The 16,783-nt window shown below is 37.6% G+C and carries 16 protein-coding genes and 1 pseudogene; 7 read left to right on the forward strand and 10 right to left on the reverse strand.

The features are described 5' to 3' along the window. Positions 1–108 precede the first annotated feature (108 nt). Genes lptC through EGI24_RS13630 form a run of 4 tightly spaced genes read right to left on the reverse strand, consistent with a single transcriptional unit; the run spans position 109 to position 3,947 of the window. Entirely contained in the window at positions 109–678 is a 570-nt protein-coding gene (lptC, locus tag EGI24_RS13615; RefSeq protein WP_255048990.1) for an LPS export ABC transporter periplasmic protein LptC, read from the reverse strand. 2 nt (positions 679–680) lie between these two features. After that, positions 681–1,970: a hypothetical protein gene (locus EGI24_RS13620; RefSeq protein WP_255048991.1), complete on the reverse strand. Its 1,290-nt coding sequence runs from the start codon at positions 1,968–1,970 to the stop codon at positions 681–683. After that, positions 1,954–2,676 (reverse strand): type III pantothenate kinase, encoded by a 723-nt coding sequence (locus tag EGI24_RS13625; RefSeq protein ID WP_255048993.1) that lies wholly within the window; start codon positions 2,674–2,676, stop codon positions 1,954–1,956. Before EGI24_RS13625 ends, EGI24_RS13620 begins: the two co-directional genes overlap by 17 nt. 59 nt (positions 2,677–2,735) lie before the next feature. Continuing rightward, positions 2,736–3,947, reverse strand: coding sequence for a sugar MFS transporter (locus tag EGI24_RS13630; protein WP_255048994.1), 1,212 nt, complete (start codon positions 3,945–3,947; stop codon positions 2,736–2,738). Positions 3,948–4,331: 384 nt separating this feature from the next. Between EGI24_RS13630 and EGI24_RS13635 the strand changes: the two genes are divergently transcribed. From EGI24_RS13635 to EGI24_RS13655, 5 genes are all read left to right on the forward strand, one after another. Continuing rightward, positions 4,332–5,522 carry a Gfo/Idh/MocA family protein gene (locus EGI24_RS13635; RefSeq protein WP_409035481.1) on the forward strand — a complete coding sequence of 397 codons (1,191 nt, stop codon included), beginning with the start codon at positions 4,332–4,334 and terminating at the stop codon, positions 5,520–5,522. A 29-nt stretch (positions 5,523–5,551) separates the two neighbouring features. Continuing rightward, a complete protein-coding gene (locus EGI24_RS13640; protein WP_255048996.1) occupies positions 5,552–6,697 on the forward strand; it encodes a Gfo/Idh/MocA family protein in 1,146 nt (381 codons plus the stop codon). Between the two features lie 115 nt (positions 6,698–6,812). Beyond that, positions 6,813–7,865, forward strand: coding sequence for a sugar phosphate isomerase/epimerase (locus EGI24_RS13645; protein WP_255048997.1), 1,053 nt, complete (start codon positions 6,813–6,815; stop codon positions 7,863–7,865). Between the two features lie 237 nt (positions 7,866–8,102). Next, positions 8,103–9,659 carry a YdiU family protein gene (locus EGI24_RS13650; RefSeq protein ID WP_255048998.1) on the forward strand — a complete coding sequence of 519 codons (1,557 nt, stop codon included), beginning with the start codon at positions 8,103–8,105 and terminating at the stop codon, positions 9,657–9,659. Between the two features lie 159 nt (positions 9,660–9,818). After that, complete coding sequence (locus tag EGI24_RS13655; RefSeq protein WP_255048999.1) at positions 9,819–10,931, forward strand: DEAD/DEAH box helicase; 1,113 nt, start codon at positions 9,819–9,821, stop codon at positions 10,929–10,931. Between the two features lie 46 nt (positions 10,932–10,977). On the opposite strand, the gene EGI24_RS13660 is transcribed toward EGI24_RS13655, so the two are convergent. The 5 genes from EGI24_RS13660 to EGI24_RS13680 all read right to left on the reverse strand — a co-directional run bounded on the left by EGI24_RS13660 (position 10,978) and on the right by EGI24_RS13680 (position 15,752). Continuing rightward, on the reverse strand, positions 10,978–11,955 hold the full coding sequence (locus EGI24_RS13660) for a family 16 glycosylhydrolase (RefSeq protein ID WP_255049000.1): 978 nt from the start codon (positions 11,953–11,955) through the stop codon (positions 10,978–10,980). Positions 11,956–12,119: 164 nt separating this feature from the next. After that, entirely contained in the window at positions 12,120–12,524 is a 405-nt protein-coding gene (locus EGI24_RS13665) for an SRPBCC domain-containing protein (RefSeq protein ID WP_255049001.1), read from the reverse strand. Continuing rightward, entirely contained in the window at positions 12,521–12,742 is a 222-nt protein-coding gene (locus EGI24_RS13670) for a (4Fe-4S)-binding protein (RefSeq protein WP_255049002.1), read from the reverse strand. Before EGI24_RS13670 ends, EGI24_RS13665 begins: the two co-directional genes overlap by 4 nt. Before the next feature lie 36 nt (positions 12,743–12,778). Then, a complete protein-coding gene (locus EGI24_RS13675) occupies positions 12,779–13,738 on the reverse strand; it encodes an NAD(P)-dependent alcohol dehydrogenase (RefSeq protein WP_255049003.1) in 960 nt (319 codons plus the stop codon). A 334-nt stretch (positions 13,739–14,072) separates the two neighbouring features. Next, positions 14,073–15,752: an amidohydrolase family protein gene (locus tag EGI24_RS13680; RefSeq protein WP_255049005.1), complete on the reverse strand. Its 1,680-nt coding sequence runs from the start codon at positions 15,750–15,752 to the stop codon at positions 14,073–14,075. Between the two features lie 178 nt (positions 15,753–15,930). Here EGI24_RS13680 and EGI24_RS13685 point away from each other — a divergent pair, with 178 nt between their 5' ends. Further along, the gene (locus tag EGI24_RS13685) at positions 15,931–16,263 is read left to right on the forward strand and encodes a type II toxin-antitoxin system RelE/ParE family toxin (RefSeq protein WP_255047862.1); all 333 of its coding nucleotides are present in this window, start codon (positions 15,931–15,933) and stop codon (positions 16,261–16,263) included. 11 nt (positions 16,264–16,274) lie between these two features. Then, on the forward strand, positions 16,275–16,577 hold the full coding sequence (locus EGI24_RS13690) for a HigA family addiction module antitoxin (RefSeq protein WP_255047863.1): 303 nt from the start codon (positions 16,275–16,277) through the stop codon (positions 16,575–16,577). 17 nt (positions 16,578–16,594) lie between these two features. On the opposite strand, the pseudogene EGI24_RS13695 reads toward EGI24_RS13690, so the two are convergent. Next, positions 16,595–16,783: pseudogene (locus EGI24_RS13695) on the reverse strand (hypothetical protein); the annotation flags it as partial.

Below are 16,783 nucleotides of genomic sequence, written 5' to 3' on the forward strand. Positions count from 1 at the left end.
TACAACTCAAACAGGAACTTATTTCTTTGTCAATCAAAATTTTAGCTTGAGATTATCCTGAGAAAAACTATTGTGTGTATAGAAATTCCAATAGATGATCAATTTACCTTAGTTCCCAGTAGTATCCACAATAGTCCTGAGCGAATCCACCATAAAGATGCCTTTTGGACGGCGGAGGGAGTATTTAGAGAAGTCTTCTGTGGCGTCCATGCCGCCTGATGCGGTTATAGATTCTCTTGGGGTTTTTATGGTTACTTTTTTGTCGGTGTAGATTTTCTTGTTTACTGGGCTCCAAAACAATTCTTCGGTAGAGAGACTTTGCTGAAGCAAACGGTTGTTAAAAAACACATTACCTTGAATGATATACAGGTTTTTTTCTTTGACATATCTTCCAGAATCTCCTCTGAGCATTGAATATTCTACGCCGTTTTTGTCCAAAAAGTTTACGTAAACGGCCTTAGGATAAACTTCGTTTTCGTTTTGAAACTTCAGCTGCTTGGCGGTTGAAATTTTTACTTTTACCCTGCCCGAATCGCTGTGGCTAATAGACAGATTGTCAATATTAAGAATTGGCCCGAGGTATTCTATAAATTCTTTTTTAGACTTTTCCTCTTCACAACTCCACAAGATGGGAGATGAAATAACTATAACGCAACATAAAAAGTATAACCTTTTCATGGTTAGTCGATACGAGGTTTGTTGAACCAACTGCTGAGTAATGAGAAGTTAACCGATACTTTCGTATAGTTTTCTTGAATCAAGCTATTGGTGTTTACACCTCTTCTTCCCACTGCCAAGGCGATGTCTATATAACTAGGATTGCCGAAGCCCATAGGCACCGAAAGTCCAAGACTGAAGCTTTGATCTTTTATTTTGGTGTTATTGATCATGTAGGGCGTGTCGATGTGTTTATATCCCAAACGGTAAAATACTTGGTTGAAATACTTGCTAGAAGAAGCATTGGGTAACCATTCCATACCGAAGTTGAGTTCTTTAGAATCGACCAATATCTTGTTGGCGGTTGGGTCAAATTGCTTGTTGCCCGACCATTTTGTGTAGCCATATTCCGCAGCAAATACCCAATGATAATTGCTTTCTAAACTAACACCAATTTTGTATTTGCTTGGTATTTGGCTCGTAATGTTGGTCAATGATAAGGTATCAGGGTTTTGGATATACACAGGGCCGTTGCCAGCTTCGCCCAACACACTGAATACTTTAAGTGCCTCGCCTTTTAGGTTAGAGCCTAGCTGATAGACACCCCCTACGTTCAAATTCCATTTTTTGTTTAATTTCAATTGATAAGTCAAACCAGTTTTGGCCGAAGCACCTTTCAGACTATATCTTCCAGAATTTCTAAAATATTCTGATGAGCCAGTAATAGACGATGTCGTATCTCTTTGTATGTTTCCGAAATTGTACTGTCCTTCAATTCCCCAATACAAACCTTTGGCTAAATTAAATGAATTCGTGAATGCCACTCTTGATATTCCCCCGGCGTTTCTATACTCTACCTCATTGGTCTCGTTTGAGCCCAAAAAGTCTTTTTCTATTTTCGAAATATTGTCGGCTATAGAGTAAGGTCTCATGCTTATTCCCATGGCCCATTTAGGTTTTACGGGAAACACCAAAGTAAGGTTACTCATGTTCATGCCAAAGTCATCTTGTACTTTATTTCCTTGGTTCATTACCTTGTAAGCCCCTTTCAAGCCAATATTAAAAGCAACGTATTTGTTCAAACCAATCGTTCGGTTTTTAACCAACATGGCAGGGTTGATGTGGTTGATATAAAAACTGTTGGCAAAAGATACGCCTGTGCCGCCCATCATGTCTTGGGCAGCCACTGATTCTTCAGTTATTTCGCCAATTCCTATGGTATTGTAAGGGCTATTTCCTTGGCCTTGAGACCATGCAAACTGTGTAAAACTTATGAATGTAAGAAGAAGTAAGTATCTAAATTTCAGTAACATTATATTGTAAAATTCTGTTTAGGCCTTCCAAGACCAAATTTGGAGCTGCAAAGGTCGGGTATTTTATCTTAGTTTCAAAGTAAGGAGCATCGCCACCACAAATTAAAACGGTTAATTTAAGTTTTTTTATATATTCATCAATGATTCCGTTGATTTCAGCAGTTATTCCGTTCATCACCCCGCTGGTCATGCAAGATTCAGTAGAATTTCCAACCAGTTCGGGTATCTCAACTGTGTCTAATAACGGTAGTTTTTTTGTAAAAGTGTGCAAAGCACTAAATCTCATTTTTCTTCCGGGCGAAATTATGCCTCCTTCAAAAGCATTCTCGGCTGAAATAAGGTCATACTTTATGGCTGTACCGATATCAATTATTAGGCAATTTTGGTTGGGATATCGGAGATTTGCTCCGACGGCCGCAGCTATTCTGTCATAACCTAGGGTCGTTGGTGTAACGTAATTATTTTCAATAGGTAAAGGTGTCTTAAAATCTAAGAAAAGAAGTGAATTTAGGAATTTCAATTCTTTCGAAATTTCTGTATTTGAGATAGTTACCGAAGAAACTATGGCATTATCAACAGAATTAGCTCTTAACAATTCGGCGGTTTCGGAAAGTGTGCCCACTCTGAAAATATCCAATAGCTCTTGGTTTTTGAATAAGCCAATTTTTACTCTGGTGTTGCCGAAGTCTATACTTGCGTTTTTCATAAAAAATAAAGCCGTTCTGTTTATTAGAACGGCTTTACAAATATAGTTAAAATCCTAAATTATGCTGCTTTTGAATTTTTTTGCCAGAAAAATAAAACCAAGAATGCAACAATTAAGATTACTGGAAAAGTAACCATCGTACCTAAAGTGGCTTGTCCTGCAGCTAGTTCAAGTGCATCACCCGTTAAGCCTTCAGCAGCTTTTGCTGCATTGTTTGAATCAATCCATTTTCCAATGATTGGCTGAAATATAGCAGTTGAGAACATACCAATACCACCAATCACTGACATGCCCAATGCACCACTCAAAGGCACTTTTTCTGCAATGAAACCAACCATATTTGGCCAAAATAAAGCCACACCCAATGCAAAGAAAATTGCGGCTACATAAGCCATGTTGCCAGTTTGAGTGCTGAATAAGTATATACCAATCGCTGCAAATACTGCAGAACCTAATAATACACCTGTTTGGTCGAATTTCTCAACAATTGGTCCTGCGAAAAATCTTATAACGGCCATTAGACCAGTTACCAAAGCCAATATTAACATAGGACTCGCACCGCTTTTGCTCATGATTAAGCCTGTCCATTGTTGCGGACCAAACTCTGTGATAGCTGTGATAGCCATACATGCAAACATAAATAAGAACAAGGGTGTGAACATCGCTTTGATGTTCTCACCTATTGAAGTAACGCCCTCTACTTTTGGCTTAGGGAATTCTTGACCCCAGAATAAATAGGCATAGATAATAGTTGGAATTAATATAACCCAGATTTGTGCTTGCCACCCTAAATTGGCATCAGTCATAAATTTTGAAACCAAACTACCAATTACGATTCCACCAGGAAACCACATGTGAAAACGATTAAGCATTTTGCTCATTTTTGCACCTTGGTAAGTGTCTGCTATCATTGGGTTACAGGCAGCTTCGGTACATCCATTGCCGATTCCTATCAAAAATGTTGAAACTAATAGGCCAGTGTATCCACCTAAAGTTTGAGGATAGATGGTCAACAAAATACCAGCAGCATGACATGCAAAAGCAATTAACATGATTTTTTTAGGTCCTACAGTGTGATAAACCAATCCGCCGATAATCATCGCAACTGGAAAACCAACAAACCACATGGAGTTAATAAAGCCAAGTTGTTCGGCTGTTAAGTTAAATTCTGTACCTAGTTGTGGTAAAATCCCAGCTCTGATACTGAATGAAAATGCAGTTGTAATAAGAGCAAAACAACTACCAAGAAAAAGTCTCTTGTCGTTTACCATATTTTTTAATATTTAAGGGTTAAATTTTTTAAATTTTGTAAATCTACATTTTTTTTGAATCTCTGTAAAGGAAAAATTAATAATTGTATCAAAAACACTTGCTAACTTTTTTATGTGATCATTTTTTAATTCATATAATTATATTGAGAATAGATTTTATTTTACCATGTATTGGTGGCCTTTTTACAGTTAATCAATTGATATGTTGAACGCTAGCTGATTAAGATTTTTTCGATATTTAGATATTTAAATTAAAAATCTATTTACTGGATTTTTTCTTAGACCAATAACATGAATTTTATCAATTAATACTTTTACCAATGCTTTATTTTTCATAAAATTGCAATTTCAACCTAAAAAATAGTAATGGCAAGGAAGATAAGAATGGGTATGATTGGCGGAAGCCTTGAAGCATTTATAGGAGCTGTACATCGTCGTGGTGCAGCCTTAGACGGAGAAATTGAATTGGTTTGTGGTGCATTCAGCTCCAATCCCGAAAAATCAAAAGCAACTGGTGAAGCACTTTACTTGGATCCAAGTAGGGTTTATGGATCATTTCAAGAAATGATATTGGCTGAAAAAGCCCTACCAGAAGGTGAAAGGATGGATTTCGTTTCTATCGTTACGCCCAATCATGTGCATTTTGAAGCTGCAAAGTTTGCTTTAGAAAATGGCTTCCATGTGGTGATGGACAAGCCTTTGACGCTCAATATGGAAGAAGCAAAAGCCCTAAAACCCATTGTTGAAAACTCAGGATTGCTTTTCGCCCTAACGCACAATTATACCGCCTACCCGATGGTAAAGGAGGCCAGAGCTATCGTGAAGTCTGGTGCCATTGGCAAAATCAGAAAGGTTATAGTAGAATATCCGCAAGGTTGGCTTTCACAACTGGTTGAGGCCACAGGACAAAAACAAGCTGCTTGGCGGACCGATCCAGCACGCTGTGGTGCAGCGGGTGGAGTAGGAGATATCGGTACACACGCCGAAAACCTTGCTGAGTATATCACTGGTCTCAAAATCACTGAACTGTGTGCAGATCTCACAATTTTTGTAGAAGGCCGTCAATTAGACGATGATGCCAATATTTTGTTGCGTTTTGACAATGGAGCCAAAGGTATTCTGCACAATAGCCAAATTTGTAACGGTGAAGAAAATGACCTCAATATTCGAGTTTATGGTGAGTTTGGTGGCCTTAAATGGAAACAAATGGAGCCCAATACTTTGGAATTGACTAACCAAGAAAATGGTTCAAAAATCATCAGAACGGGCGTTGGCAATCTTTCAAAACATGCACAAGCACATACACGTCAGCCTGCAGGACACCCCGAGGGTTATATTGAGACATTTGCAAATATTTACAGGAATTTTGCTTTTGCTTTGAGAGCGAGATGGGGCACAGAAAACCGTTCAGTAGCTGTAGGTAATTTGGGTGGAACACAAGATGACGCAGCCGCTTACATTCCAGAAATTCACGATTTCCCAGGCATAGACGATGGATTGCGTGGAATGGGCTTTATTAATACTGTTGTGAAGTCCAACGAAACTGAAAATAAATGGACAAAGTTTGAGATTTAGTAATTGTTGATAAAAAATATAAATTAGAAATGAGTAAAATCAAAGTTGGAGTTGTAGGTACAGGTTTTATCGGGCCAGCCCACATTGAAGCCTTGCGTCGTTTGCCAAACATCGAAGTCGTGGCTCTATGCGAGGTAAATATTGAATTGGCTACTGCAAAAGCAGCTCAGTTAGGCATTGAAAGACCTTGTACTTTCGACCAATTGTTGGCCATGGAAGACATTGAATGTGTACACATTTGTACACCTAACTTCCTGCATTATTCGCAGTCTAAAGCCGTATTGTTGGCAGGAAAACACTGCGTTTGTGAAAAACCTTTAGCGACCAATCTGGAAGAGGCCGCTGAATTGGTAGAATTGGCAGCAAAATCTGGCTTAGTAAATGCTGTTCATTTCAATTTAAGATATTATCCTTTGGTTCGTCAGATGAAAATGATGAAAGAAAAAGGTGAATTGGGTGAAATATACTCTGTAATCGGTTCATACTTACAAGATTGGTTGTTCTATGCAACAGATTATAACTGGCGTTTAGAGCCTGATAAATCGGGCGATTCGCGGGCTATTGCGGATATTGGTTCGCATTTATTGGATTTGATTGAGTATGTAACAGGTTTGAAAACAGTTCAGGTTATGGCTGATTTTAATACTGTTCACAAAAACCGTAAGAAACCATTGAAGCCTTTGGAAACTTACTCGGGTAAGATGCTGGCTCCAGAAGATTATGCCGATGTGCCGATAAACACCGAAGACCACGCCAATGTATTATTGCGTTTTGACAATGGAAATAGGGGTAGCATTACCGTGTCTCAAGTATCAGCGGGTAGAAAAAATCAGTTGAAAGTAGAGATTTCAGGCTCTGTAAAAACCTTGGCATGGAACTCAGAAGCTCCCAACGAAGTGTGGATTGGTGCGAGAGATGGTGCTAACTCGGTGTTGATGAGAGACCCTTCTTTGGTTCATGAAGAAGTTCGTTCACTAATTACTTATCCTGGCGGACACAATGAAGGTTTTGGAGATACTTCGAAACAATTGTTTAAAGAAGTTTACCAAGCTGTGGCCGAAGGAAAACAACCTGAAAATCCCAAATTCCCAACATTTGCGGATGGATACAGAGAGCTGTTGATTTGTGAAAGAATACTCGAGAGTAGCAGAAGCGATCAGTGGGTGAACGTGTAATTTACAATTGATTCGATTTACCTGATTAACGATTTAAGATTAATTCGATTTTAGATAATTTGAAATACTTATAAGGCTAAAAGCTATCAGCTAATAGCCAAAAGCTAAAAAAACAATGAAAACAATAAAAGGACCTGGAATATTTTTGGCTCAGTTTATGGGCGATGAAGCTCCGTTTAATTCTTTGGATACCATAGCCGACTACATGGCAGATTTGGAATACAAAGGTATTCAATTGCCAACTTGGGATCCAAGAGTGATAGATTTGAAAAAAGCGGCAGAATCGCAAACTTATTGCGACGAATTGAAAGGTAAATTGGCTGATAAAGGTTTGGAAATAACTGAATTGTCAACGCACTTGCAAGGGCAATTAATTGCTTCACATCCAGCTTACAATACCATGTATGATGCTTTTGCTCCTGCTGAAGTTCATGGAAATGAGCCAGCACGAAGAGCTTGGGCTGAACAACAGTTGAAGTATGCTGCTGTTGCATCTAAAAACTTGGGTTTGAAATCGCATGTGGGATTCTCGGGAGCATTGGCTTGGCCGTTTTTGTATCCTTGGCCGCAGCGACCTTCTGGTTTGATTGAAACAGCATTCAAAGAATTGGCCAACAGATGGAAGCCGATTTTGGATATTTACGACGAAAACGGTGTAGATTATTGCTATGAACTTCATCCAGGCGAAGATCTTTTCGATGGTTCCACCTTCGAGATGTTTGTTGATTATTTGGGTGGACATAAAAGAGCGAACATCAATTACGATCCAAGTCATTTTGTATTGCAATGTCTTGATTATGTTCAATTTATAGATTTGTACCACGATCGTATTAAAGCATTCCATGTAAAAGATGCTGAGTTTAATCCTTCTGGTCGTCAGGGTGTTTATTCTGGATATTCTGGTTGGGCAGATAGAGCTGGTCGTTTCCGTTCTTTGGGCGATGGACAGGTTGATTTTGGAACAATCTTCTCAAAACTTTCTCAATATGACTATGATGGTTGGGCGGTTTTAGAGTGGGAATGTTGCATAAAATCTTCAGAACAGGGTGCAGCTGAAGGTGCTCCATTTATCGAGAGCCATATCATTGAAGTAGCCACGCGTGCATTTGACGATTTCGCTGCTACAGGAGCTGATGAGGCGGTAAATAAGAAGGTTTTAGGAATTTGATATTCTTTCTTTTAATATTGAAAAAGAGCCGAAAGGCTCTTTTTTTATGAAATAAATTTAATGTGGATAGTTATTCTCGAAATTGAATAAGTAAATTTTTACTTTTTTATTACAGCATTTTTATTGTCTTATTTAGAAATTGTCATTACATAACAAACCAAATCACAAATATTTCAGTTTGAAAATTAGATTCAATCGTCTTGAAATTAATACTCAAATTTGGATCAATTAAAATTTATGAAAATCAATATTAAGGATACTTTCAATAAAGAATTGGACGCTGACAAAGACTTGTCTAATTCACCCCGCCAGGTTTATAATTCATTTTTTTCTTTTGTAAGACCTAAAACTCCAAGTAATCCTAAGCTCATTCATTTTTCAGGGGAATTTGCAAATGAAATTGGGCTAAAAGAATACGCGGATTCTGAAGAGTTTTTAAAAATAGTTTCCGGTGCAGGTGTTTATGAAGGTACTAATCCTTATGCAATGTGTTATGCAGGACATCAGTTTGGAAATTGGGCAGGACAATTAGGCGATGGGAGAGCCATTAATTTGTTTGAATTGGAAAATGAAAGCAAACATTGGACTTTGCAATTAAAAGGAGCTGGTCCAACGCCTTATTCAAGAAACGCCGATGGTTTTGCTGTTTTGCGTTCATCTATTCGAGAGCATTTGTGCAGCGAGGCAATGCACTATTTGGGTGTTCCCACTACAAGGTCATTGTCATTGGTCCTGACAGGCGATCAAGTATTAAGAGATGTGCTTTATAATGGAAATCCAGCTTATGAAAAAGGTGCCATTGTTTGCCGGGTAGCTCCTTCTTTTATACGTTTCGGCAATTTCGAACTATTTGCGGCAAGGAAAGACCATGGAAATCTTAAAAAATTGACTGATTATACCATAAAACACTTCTTTCCAGAAATAAGCTCAGAAGGGAAAGAAAAGTACCTTCAATTTTACAAAAAAGTAGGAGAGCGTACACTCGACATGGTAATTGAGTGGCAGCGAGTAGGTTTTGTGCATGGCGTAATGAACACCGACAACATGTCTATCTTAGGTTTGACGATAGATTTTGGCCCCTATGGTTGGTTGGAGAATTTTGACAACAACTGGACTCCAAATACTACTGATGCAAATGGAAGAAGGTATAGGTTTGGAAATCAGCCAGATATAGTTTTTTGGAATTTGGTTCAATTGGCAAATGCATTATATACTTTAATTGATGATTTGCCGGCTCTACAAGGTATTTTGGATAATTTTTCTGAATATTTTACAAGCAAATACCAAAAAATGCTGCAATCTAAATTGGGAATTGAGGCAGAATATGATGCTGATTTTCAAGATACGCTGATGAGGAATTTAGAAAGTGTGGAAACCGACATGACCATATTTTACAGAGAATTGGCAAATTTAGAAAAAATAGATTCTCCAGAAAAAGCATTGGAAAAAGTAGAATATGCATTTTACAATTTAGAGGAAATCACTGAGCCTATTAAAAATAATTGGCTAATATGGTTCGAAAAATATTTAGCATTATTAAGAAATGAAACCAAAACAGATAATGAAAGAAAAGTTTGGATGAATTCGTTAAACCCGAAATATGTTTTGAGAAATTATATGGCTCAATTGGCCATAGATGAGGCCGATAGTGGAAATTATGGACTTATTGAAGAGTTTTATTTACTCTTACAAAAACCTTATGATGAGCAAGAACAATATCAGAAATGGTATGCTAAAAGACCAGATTGGGCTAGAGAAAAAATAGGCTGCTCCATGCTTTCTTGCAGTTCTTAATGGCCATTGCTTTGAAAAACTATTTATAAAACTTTTGTATTAACTAAATTTTTGATTACAAAAAGCAAAAATTAGTTCAAAAATATTCGATTCAGCCTAATGAAAATGCCTTTGCAAATATTTGCCTACCTTTGTATTTCAATTTAAAAGAAATTAGCTTTGGAAAACTTCAATCAACTAGGCGTAAACGAAAATCTTGTAAAGGCACTAGAAGAAAACAAAATCATAAAACCCTCTGAAATACAGCAACTTGTAATTCCCTATTTATTAAAAAACAATACCGACTTTATTGGCCAAGCTCAGACCGGTACTGGTAAAACCGTGGCATTTGGTATTCCACTTTTGCAAAGACTCAATCCCAAAATTAAAGAGATACAGGTATTGGTTTTGTCTCCCACAAGAGAACTCTGTCAGCAAATTGCCAAGCAGATTTTTAAAATGACCAAGTACTCTGAAAAAGTATTTGCAGAGGCGGTTTATGGAGGTGAAAAGATTGATATTCAGATAGCTAGGTTGCAGCGTCCAACGCAAGTTGTAGTAGCTACACCAGGTAGATTAATAGATTTATTGGAGCGTAAGGCATTGGATATCAGTAAAGTAAAAACCATAGTTTTGGACGAAGCGGACGAGATGCTCAGCATGGGATTCAAGGAAGCCATCGACGGAATTATCAGTCAGATTCATCCTGAGAATATTAAGTGGCTGTTTACGGCTACAATTCCTGAATCGCTGAAAAAACTTACAGAAAAGTATATGGCTCCCGATGTGCATAAAGTAACCGTGAGCAAACTTGAAGTGGTCAATCGCAAAATAGAGCATCAGTTTTTCATATGTGAAGCCAAGGAAAAGTTCGACTTCGTTTTGAAATTTTTAGAATCACAAGGTGCGGCTAGAGGAATAGTTTTTTGTAGAACCAGAGACGACGCCCAAATGGTAGCCAAGCGACTAAAAGCAAAGGAAATTCTTGCTGATGCCATCCACGGAGATTTGGAACAAAGAGACCGTGATAAAGTAATGAGGGCCTTTAAAAATAAGAAAATACAAGTGTTGGTAGCTACAGACATTTCAGCCAGAGGTATTGATATTGAAGGACTTAGTTATGTAGTCCACTATCAATTACCTGACCAAATAGAATACTACACGCACCGAAGCGGCCGTACTGCCAGAGCTGGTAAAAGAGGGATTTCTATCGCTTTTGTGAATTCAGAGGAACTGAAAATCATCAGAGTTATTGAGAAAAACTTGAATATTAAGTTTTTAAAAATAAAATAAAACTATTGAAATTGGGCAAATTGAGCCAATCTTTTTGCCCTTAATTTCATTTAAACACCCGCACATAATCCACGATCATTTTTTGTGGAAGTTTGGTAAATCCGTCAGGATTTCCAGATAAATTCCCTCCTACAGCAACGTTGAAAATCAAGAAAAACTCTTCTCGTAGTTCACTTAGACCAGAGGGAGTTACATCGATTACATGAAATTGAACATTATCTACATACCAAGTAATTTTTTTCTCGTCCCAAACTATCGAATAAACATGAAAGGCTTCTTTTAACGTAAACCCGTTAACAGCCAACTTCCCGCCATATTCGGCGTGTGTATTGTTGTTGTCCCAATGTACCGTTCCGAGCACGGTATTGTCGGTTTCAAAACCACCCACTACCTCCATAATGTCTATCTCACCACATTTTGGCCAACCTACAGTTGGAAAGTTCTTTCCGAGCATCCAAAGTGCTGACCACAAGCCTTTAGTATTAGGGATGGCAGCTCTGATATCCACTCTTCCATATTTAAAATTAAACTTATTTTGCGTGTTAATTCTTGAAGAAGAATAAGATTTTGAACCTGCAATTTCACTTTTGGCTTCAATCATTAAATAGCCGTCTTTCACAGTTGTATTTTCCTTTTTGTAGTATTGAAGTTCGTTATTTCCCCAACCACAGAGTGTCGGGCAGCCATCACCGATTTCATAATTCCAGTTTTTTTCGTCCAAGCTATTTCCATCAAATTCATCTGCCCATACCAACTGCATTCCTGGATAGGAATTTGGGGAAGAAACCCCTTTGGTTGGGATTTCGCTGATTTGAGTAGTTTTTGGTACATCATCAGTATCATTTGAATTGCTTACATAACCTGTAGGTTGATCGCATATTGAAATACTTTCAGATTTATTCCCAAGGCCATCTCCATCAGCATCTTTGTAAAATGTTATTTTTTGACACTCAGCTTCTTCTTTTTCACAAGCCAAAATGAAGATAAAAGTACTTAGGATTAGAAATGAAAAAATGTGTTTCATATGATTGTCGAATTGTATTATTTAAGGAGGTTTTATTATTTAACATATTTTAAACCTTGGTTTTAGTAAGATTGTTTAAATTTTTTAACGTGGTTTAATACCTGTCACTTCTACTTTTTAACTAAAATATCTTGGAAAAAGTACATTGATTGTGTTTAAAATGCCTACAAGTTCATATTAGCAAAAAGCATTGTGTGTTGTTTTTTGAATATTTTAATCATAATCCACTTTATTGGGAAAATACTTTTGAAAAGGATAGTTTCTGTAACCTTTGTGGAATGTCCCTCAGATTTTAAGACGAAAACCATTTTAATTTTAGTGAATTTCATTACAGTAGCATTCATTTCTACGGTCTTTTCCAATAGATTCATATTTAAAAAAAACTGATATCTGAATGAAACTGGAATAAATCCAAATTTGAGCGTTTCATGTACCAAAAAATTGTTATTGGAAAGAGGCTCAATTTTATCAATCACTGGATGAATAGAAACAAATTTGTCCATATCCGTCAAATACTCAAAAATCGTGTCCAAAGGCTTCTTTACCTTAAAAGCTAAATTTAAACTCATTTTGCTTTTATGCTCAAAGCTCCACTAGGGCATTTTTTTACTGCATCTACGATTTCTTGACTGCTTGCACCCTCCATTTTTACCCAAGGGGAGGTCTTAGGCTGAAATACTTTAGGTAGATTTTTGACACATACAGCTGAATGTATGCACAAAGAAGATTGCCAAACTACGGTTATATCGCCGTTCGAATATTCTTTTTTAATATTTTTCGGATCCATTAAATTGACTTTTATAAAAGCAATTTACACATTTTTTCATGGAAAACAAACTACCAAGTTTCCTGTTTTTTTACCGGAATCCGCATAATCAAAGGCATCTCTTATTTGGAATATTGAATAGGTTTTGTCTATAAATGGCTCAAATTCATTATTTTCCAAGAGTTTGGAAATGAGTTGAATAGAAGCATTGATGTCAAAAGGAATGGGGAATTTGACTTTTTTGTCAGAGAAAATGGTGAGCACTGGTAAGAAAATATTTTGGGCCATATAGCCCAATTCCGATGAGATATAAACGCCATTTGGTTTTAATAAATGTTTTGTTTTGAAAAAGGAAGATTTGCCAACTGTATCAAAAACAAAATCAAACTTCTCTTCCAATTTTCTGAAGTCTTCTTTCTCGTAATCCAGGACTTTTTCGAAGCCCATTTCCTGTAATTTCTTTGTGCTTCTAGCATTTCCAACAGCCGTAATTTTTACGCTCAATGATTTCAAAATTTGCACCATGGCTGAACCAATGGCTCCTGATGCTCCAAAAACCAAGACTTCTTGGTCAGGTCGTATTTTTACCTTATTTATGAAATTGATGGCATAATGAGCTCCTTCCAGACTTGCAGCAGCATGTTCAAAAGCCACATTTTTAGGTATTTTTGCCCATTCTTTTTTCTTTGAAATACATAAATATTCGGCGTGAGAACTTACGCCCAAATCGTTGAATCCAAAGACGCGGTCGCCAATTTTGTGGTCTTTGATTTCTTTTCCGATTTCTTCGATTACTCCAGCAAAATCTGTCCCCAATATAGGATTATTAGGTTTAAAGATGCCAGTAAACAACCGCATAATATAAGGTTTGGATTTTAACATGGCACAATCTGTCCGGTTTACGGTTGTAGCCCGCACTTTTACCAATATCTCATCTGCTTTTGGTTGAGGTTTTTCTATTTCCCTTATTTCGAGTACTTCAGAATTACCATATTTATAGTAAACGCATGCTTTCATACGCTATTGACTTAATTATTAGGCAAATATCACGAAAAAATCAAGGGTTAATTTTTGATTTTTTTAAAAGGAGTTTTATGAGGTTTTTTGGTTACAATATTAGTTGAGAAGTAATTTTGGGTCTTTTTTGAGAAAAATTGGTTGTTTTTTTGTTACACAAAGTTCCACAAAGACAAGGCACAAAGTTTCACAAAGGCATCTTTTGTCTTCAGAAAAGGTTCTTCATTTGATTATAACGTCTAAAAATTTGTGTGCCTTTGTGAAACCTTTGTGAACCTTTGTGGAATAATTCGTTATTCATAAGTTGTTGATAATTTACAAGATAAAGTATTGCTTAAACTTTCTCCTTCCAACCCGGCCCTTTGACAAATCTACCTGGCTTTTTGTTGGTGTGTTGGCCATTCTTTACCACCTGTGTTCCATTGACAAAAACATGCATCATGCCATCTGAAAGTTGGTGCGGCTTTTCGAAAGTGGCTTTGTCTTGTATTTTCATCGGGTCAAAGATGACGACATCTGCGTAATTTCCGACCTCCAAACGACCTCTTTTCTTGATTTTGAGATTATCGCATGGGAGCGAAGTAAGCTTTCTGATAGCTTCTTCCAAGCTAATTACTTTTTCATCTCGCACATATTTTCCGAGTAATCGAGCAAAGTTTCCGTAAGCTCTTGGATGTTGACTGGCTTTCAGAAATACACCTTCTGGGGCCATCGAACCGGCATCCGAACAAAAACTCATGTAGGGCAGCTTGATTTGCTTTTTTACATTTTCTTCGCTCATCAAGAAATACACTACATCTACCCTCGAGCCATCCGAAACCACCAGTTCCATGGCTGCTTCTTGCCAAGTTTTCTTTTTTACAGCTGCCACTTCGGCCAGTGTTTTGCCAATATATTTTCTTAGAGAATCGGTTTTGAAGCCAATCAAAAGTGTTTTGTCGGGTCCTGCGGCTAGGCAGAGATTCTCCCAATTTCCTTGAGGCGTACTCATTTCTTTGGCCACTTTTTGCCTTGCGGCCGGCGATTGCAGTCGCTTTCTCCATTGGTCAAAACCACCCTCTTGCACCCATGGCGGCATGGCAGCATCGAGTCCTGTGGCTCCAGCTACATAATTATACATGTCGGTGGTGATGTTTAATCCTGCTTTTCTCGCACTGTCTATCTTGGCGATTACCTTGTCTATTTTATGCCAATTGGTCTTTCCCCCAGCTTTTAGATGATATATTTCGGCATGGATATTGGCCGCTTTGGCTATGCCAATGAGTTCATCAACAGCTTTTTCGAGTTGATTTCCCTCACTTCTCAAATGCGAAATGTACATGCCCTCATATTGAGCCACCACTTTAGAAAGTTCAATCAATTCTGGTGTTTCTGCATAAGTTCCGGGCGTATAAATCAATGCCGATGCCAAACCCATGGCACCTTCTTGCATCGCAGTTTCCACATGTTTTTTCATGCGTTGTAATTCCTCAGCGTTCGGTTTTCGGTTGGCATAGCCCAATTCCATGGCCCTAACGGTGGAGGCACCTACAAACGAGGCCACATTGGTGGAGACACCTCTTTTTTGCAGATAATCGAGATATCCTCCCAATGTCTTCCATTCAATTTTGTATTTGATGTCTCCTTGAGATTTTTCGGCATAAATCCTCATGGAATCCGTCAACGGACCCATGGAATCGCCCTCGCCCATGACTTCGAGCGTAATGCCTTGCATAATGTCACTCATGGAGCGACCGTCGTGTATCAAACTCTCGGTAGCCCAACTTAGCATATTTACAAAACCTGGAGCCACCGCCAAGCCTTTGGCATCAATCGTTTCCAAGCTTGCCGTTTCGCTGGACAAATCCCCAATAAACGCTATCGTATCGTTTTTGATACCAATATCGGCCATAAAAGGGGCTTTTCCATTGCCGTCATACACCATACCATTTTTGATAATCGTATCGTATTTTGGGCTTTTTTGGCAGGAGATAGTGGTTAAAAGTGAGAAAAGGGCAAGCAGGGTTAATCTCATGGGTGATTTTTTTGTTGAAATTAATAAAAAAATGGTTTCTAGCTTAGATTTAAACCTTAAGGTAAGGGGAATTTGATTTTTTATCGCAAAGACTAAATAGAAAGCCGCAGCAGGTTTAAAAGCTGATAATTAAGTCGCTGTGATACTCCGTGGTAAATAAGTGATTGAAATTTTGAAAATGAAAAGTGTAAACTATATCTTTACAGCAAGTATTAAATTTATGATTAAATCCATTCAGCATAAAGGCTTAAAGCATTATTGGACAAAAGGTGATAAAAGTAAATTACCTTCTAAAATGATGGCCAAAATAGAAAGAGTGCTCAATTTAATCGATTATTTAGAAAAAGTACCTGGCGATTTAGAGAATTTAACTTTTTTAAAACCACATCCATTGAAGGGTAATTTGAAAGGATTCTGGGCAATGCAAATTACTGGGAATTGGAGAATAATTTTCAAATTTGACAATAATACTCGGGAAGCAACTGAGGTAGATTTGGTTGACTATCATTAATAATTTACAAAATGGAACGACATAAAAAAACAAACATTCATCCAGGAATAATTTTGAGGGAGGACATTCTCCAACCAGCAGAATTATCGGTAAGCGAAGCTGCAAATTTGTTACAAGTTTCAAGAGTTACACTTTCAAAAATATTAAATGGCTCAGGATCGATTACTCCAAATATAGCTTTGAGAATCGAAGCTGTTTTTGGTGGAAATGCCGATTTTTGGCTTAGAATGCAACGTGGCTACGACTTATTAGAAGAGAAAAGCCGTTTTGAACTAAATCCTCCAAATTTGAAGCCTTTTTTGAGGGTGGGGTAGGATTGTGACTAAACTTCTTATATAAGTGCTATCGTGTCGTTTTTGATACCAATATCGGCCTTAAAAGGGGCTTTTCCATTGCCATCATACACCAATCTATTTTTGATAATGGTATCATATTTCGGGCTTTTTTGGCGGGAGATAGTGGTTAAAAGTGAGAAAAGGGCAAGCAGGGTTAATCTCATGGGTGATTTTTTTGTTGAAAT

It is taken from the genome of Lacihabitans sp. CS3-21 (assembly GCF_024343675.1).
GTDB lineage: Bacteria > Bacteroidota > Bacteroidia > Cytophagales > Spirosomataceae > Leadbetterella.

Coding starts and splice junctions, on each gene's coding strand:
- EGI24_RS13675 (WP_255049003.1), bottom strand. CDS start 13,738: ATGAAAGCATGCGTTTACTATAAATATGGTAATTCTGAAGTACTCGAA.
- EGI24_RS13665 (WP_255049001.1), bottom strand. CDS start 12,524: ATGAGTTTAAATTTAGCTTTTAAGGTAAAGAAGCCTTTGGACACGATT.
- EGI24_RS13635 (WP_409035481.1), top strand. CDS start 4,332: ATGGGTATGATTGGCGGAAGCCTTGAAGCATTTATAGGAGCTGTACAT.
- EGI24_RS13645 (WP_255048997.1), top strand. CDS start 6,813: ATGAAAACAATAAAAGGACCTGGAATATTTTTGGCTCAGTTTATGGGC.
- EGI24_RS13690 (WP_255047863.1), top strand. CDS start 16,275: ATGGAACGACATAAAAAAACAAACATTCATCCAGGAATAATTTTGAGG.
- EGI24_RS13640 (WP_255048996.1), top strand. CDS start 5,552: ATGAGTAAAATCAAAGTTGGAGTTGTAGGTACAGGTTTTATCGGGCCA.
- EGI24_RS13660 (WP_255049000.1), bottom strand. CDS start 11,955: ATGAAACACATTTTTTCATTTCTAATCCTAAGTACTTTTATCTTCATT.
- EGI24_RS13630 (WP_255048994.1), bottom strand. CDS start 3,947: ATGGTAAACGACAAGAGACTTTTTCTTGGTAGTTGTTTTGCTCTTATT.
- EGI24_RS13680 (WP_255049005.1), bottom strand. CDS start 15,752: ATGAGATTAACCCTGCTTGCCCTTTTCTCACTTTTAACCACTATCTCC.
- lptC (WP_255048990.1), bottom strand. CDS start 678: ATGAAAAGGTTATACTTTTTATGTTGCGTTATAGTTATTTCATCTCCC.
- EGI24_RS13650 (WP_255048998.1), top strand. CDS start 8,103: ATGAAAATCAATATTAAGGATACTTTCAATAAAGAATTGGACGCTGAC.
- EGI24_RS13670 (WP_255049002.1), bottom strand. CDS start 12,742: ATGGATCCGAAAAATATTAAAAAAGAATATTCGAACGGCGATATAACC.
- EGI24_RS13625 (WP_255048993.1), bottom strand. CDS start 2,676: ATGAAAAACGCAAGTATAGACTTCGGCAACACCAGAGTAAAAATTGGC.
- EGI24_RS13685 (WP_255047862.1), top strand. CDS start 15,931: ATGAAAAGTGTAAACTATATCTTTACAGCAAGTATTAAATTTATGATT.
- EGI24_RS13620 (WP_255048991.1), bottom strand. CDS start 1,970: ATGTTACTGAAATTTAGATACTTACTTCTTCTTACATTCATAAGTTTT.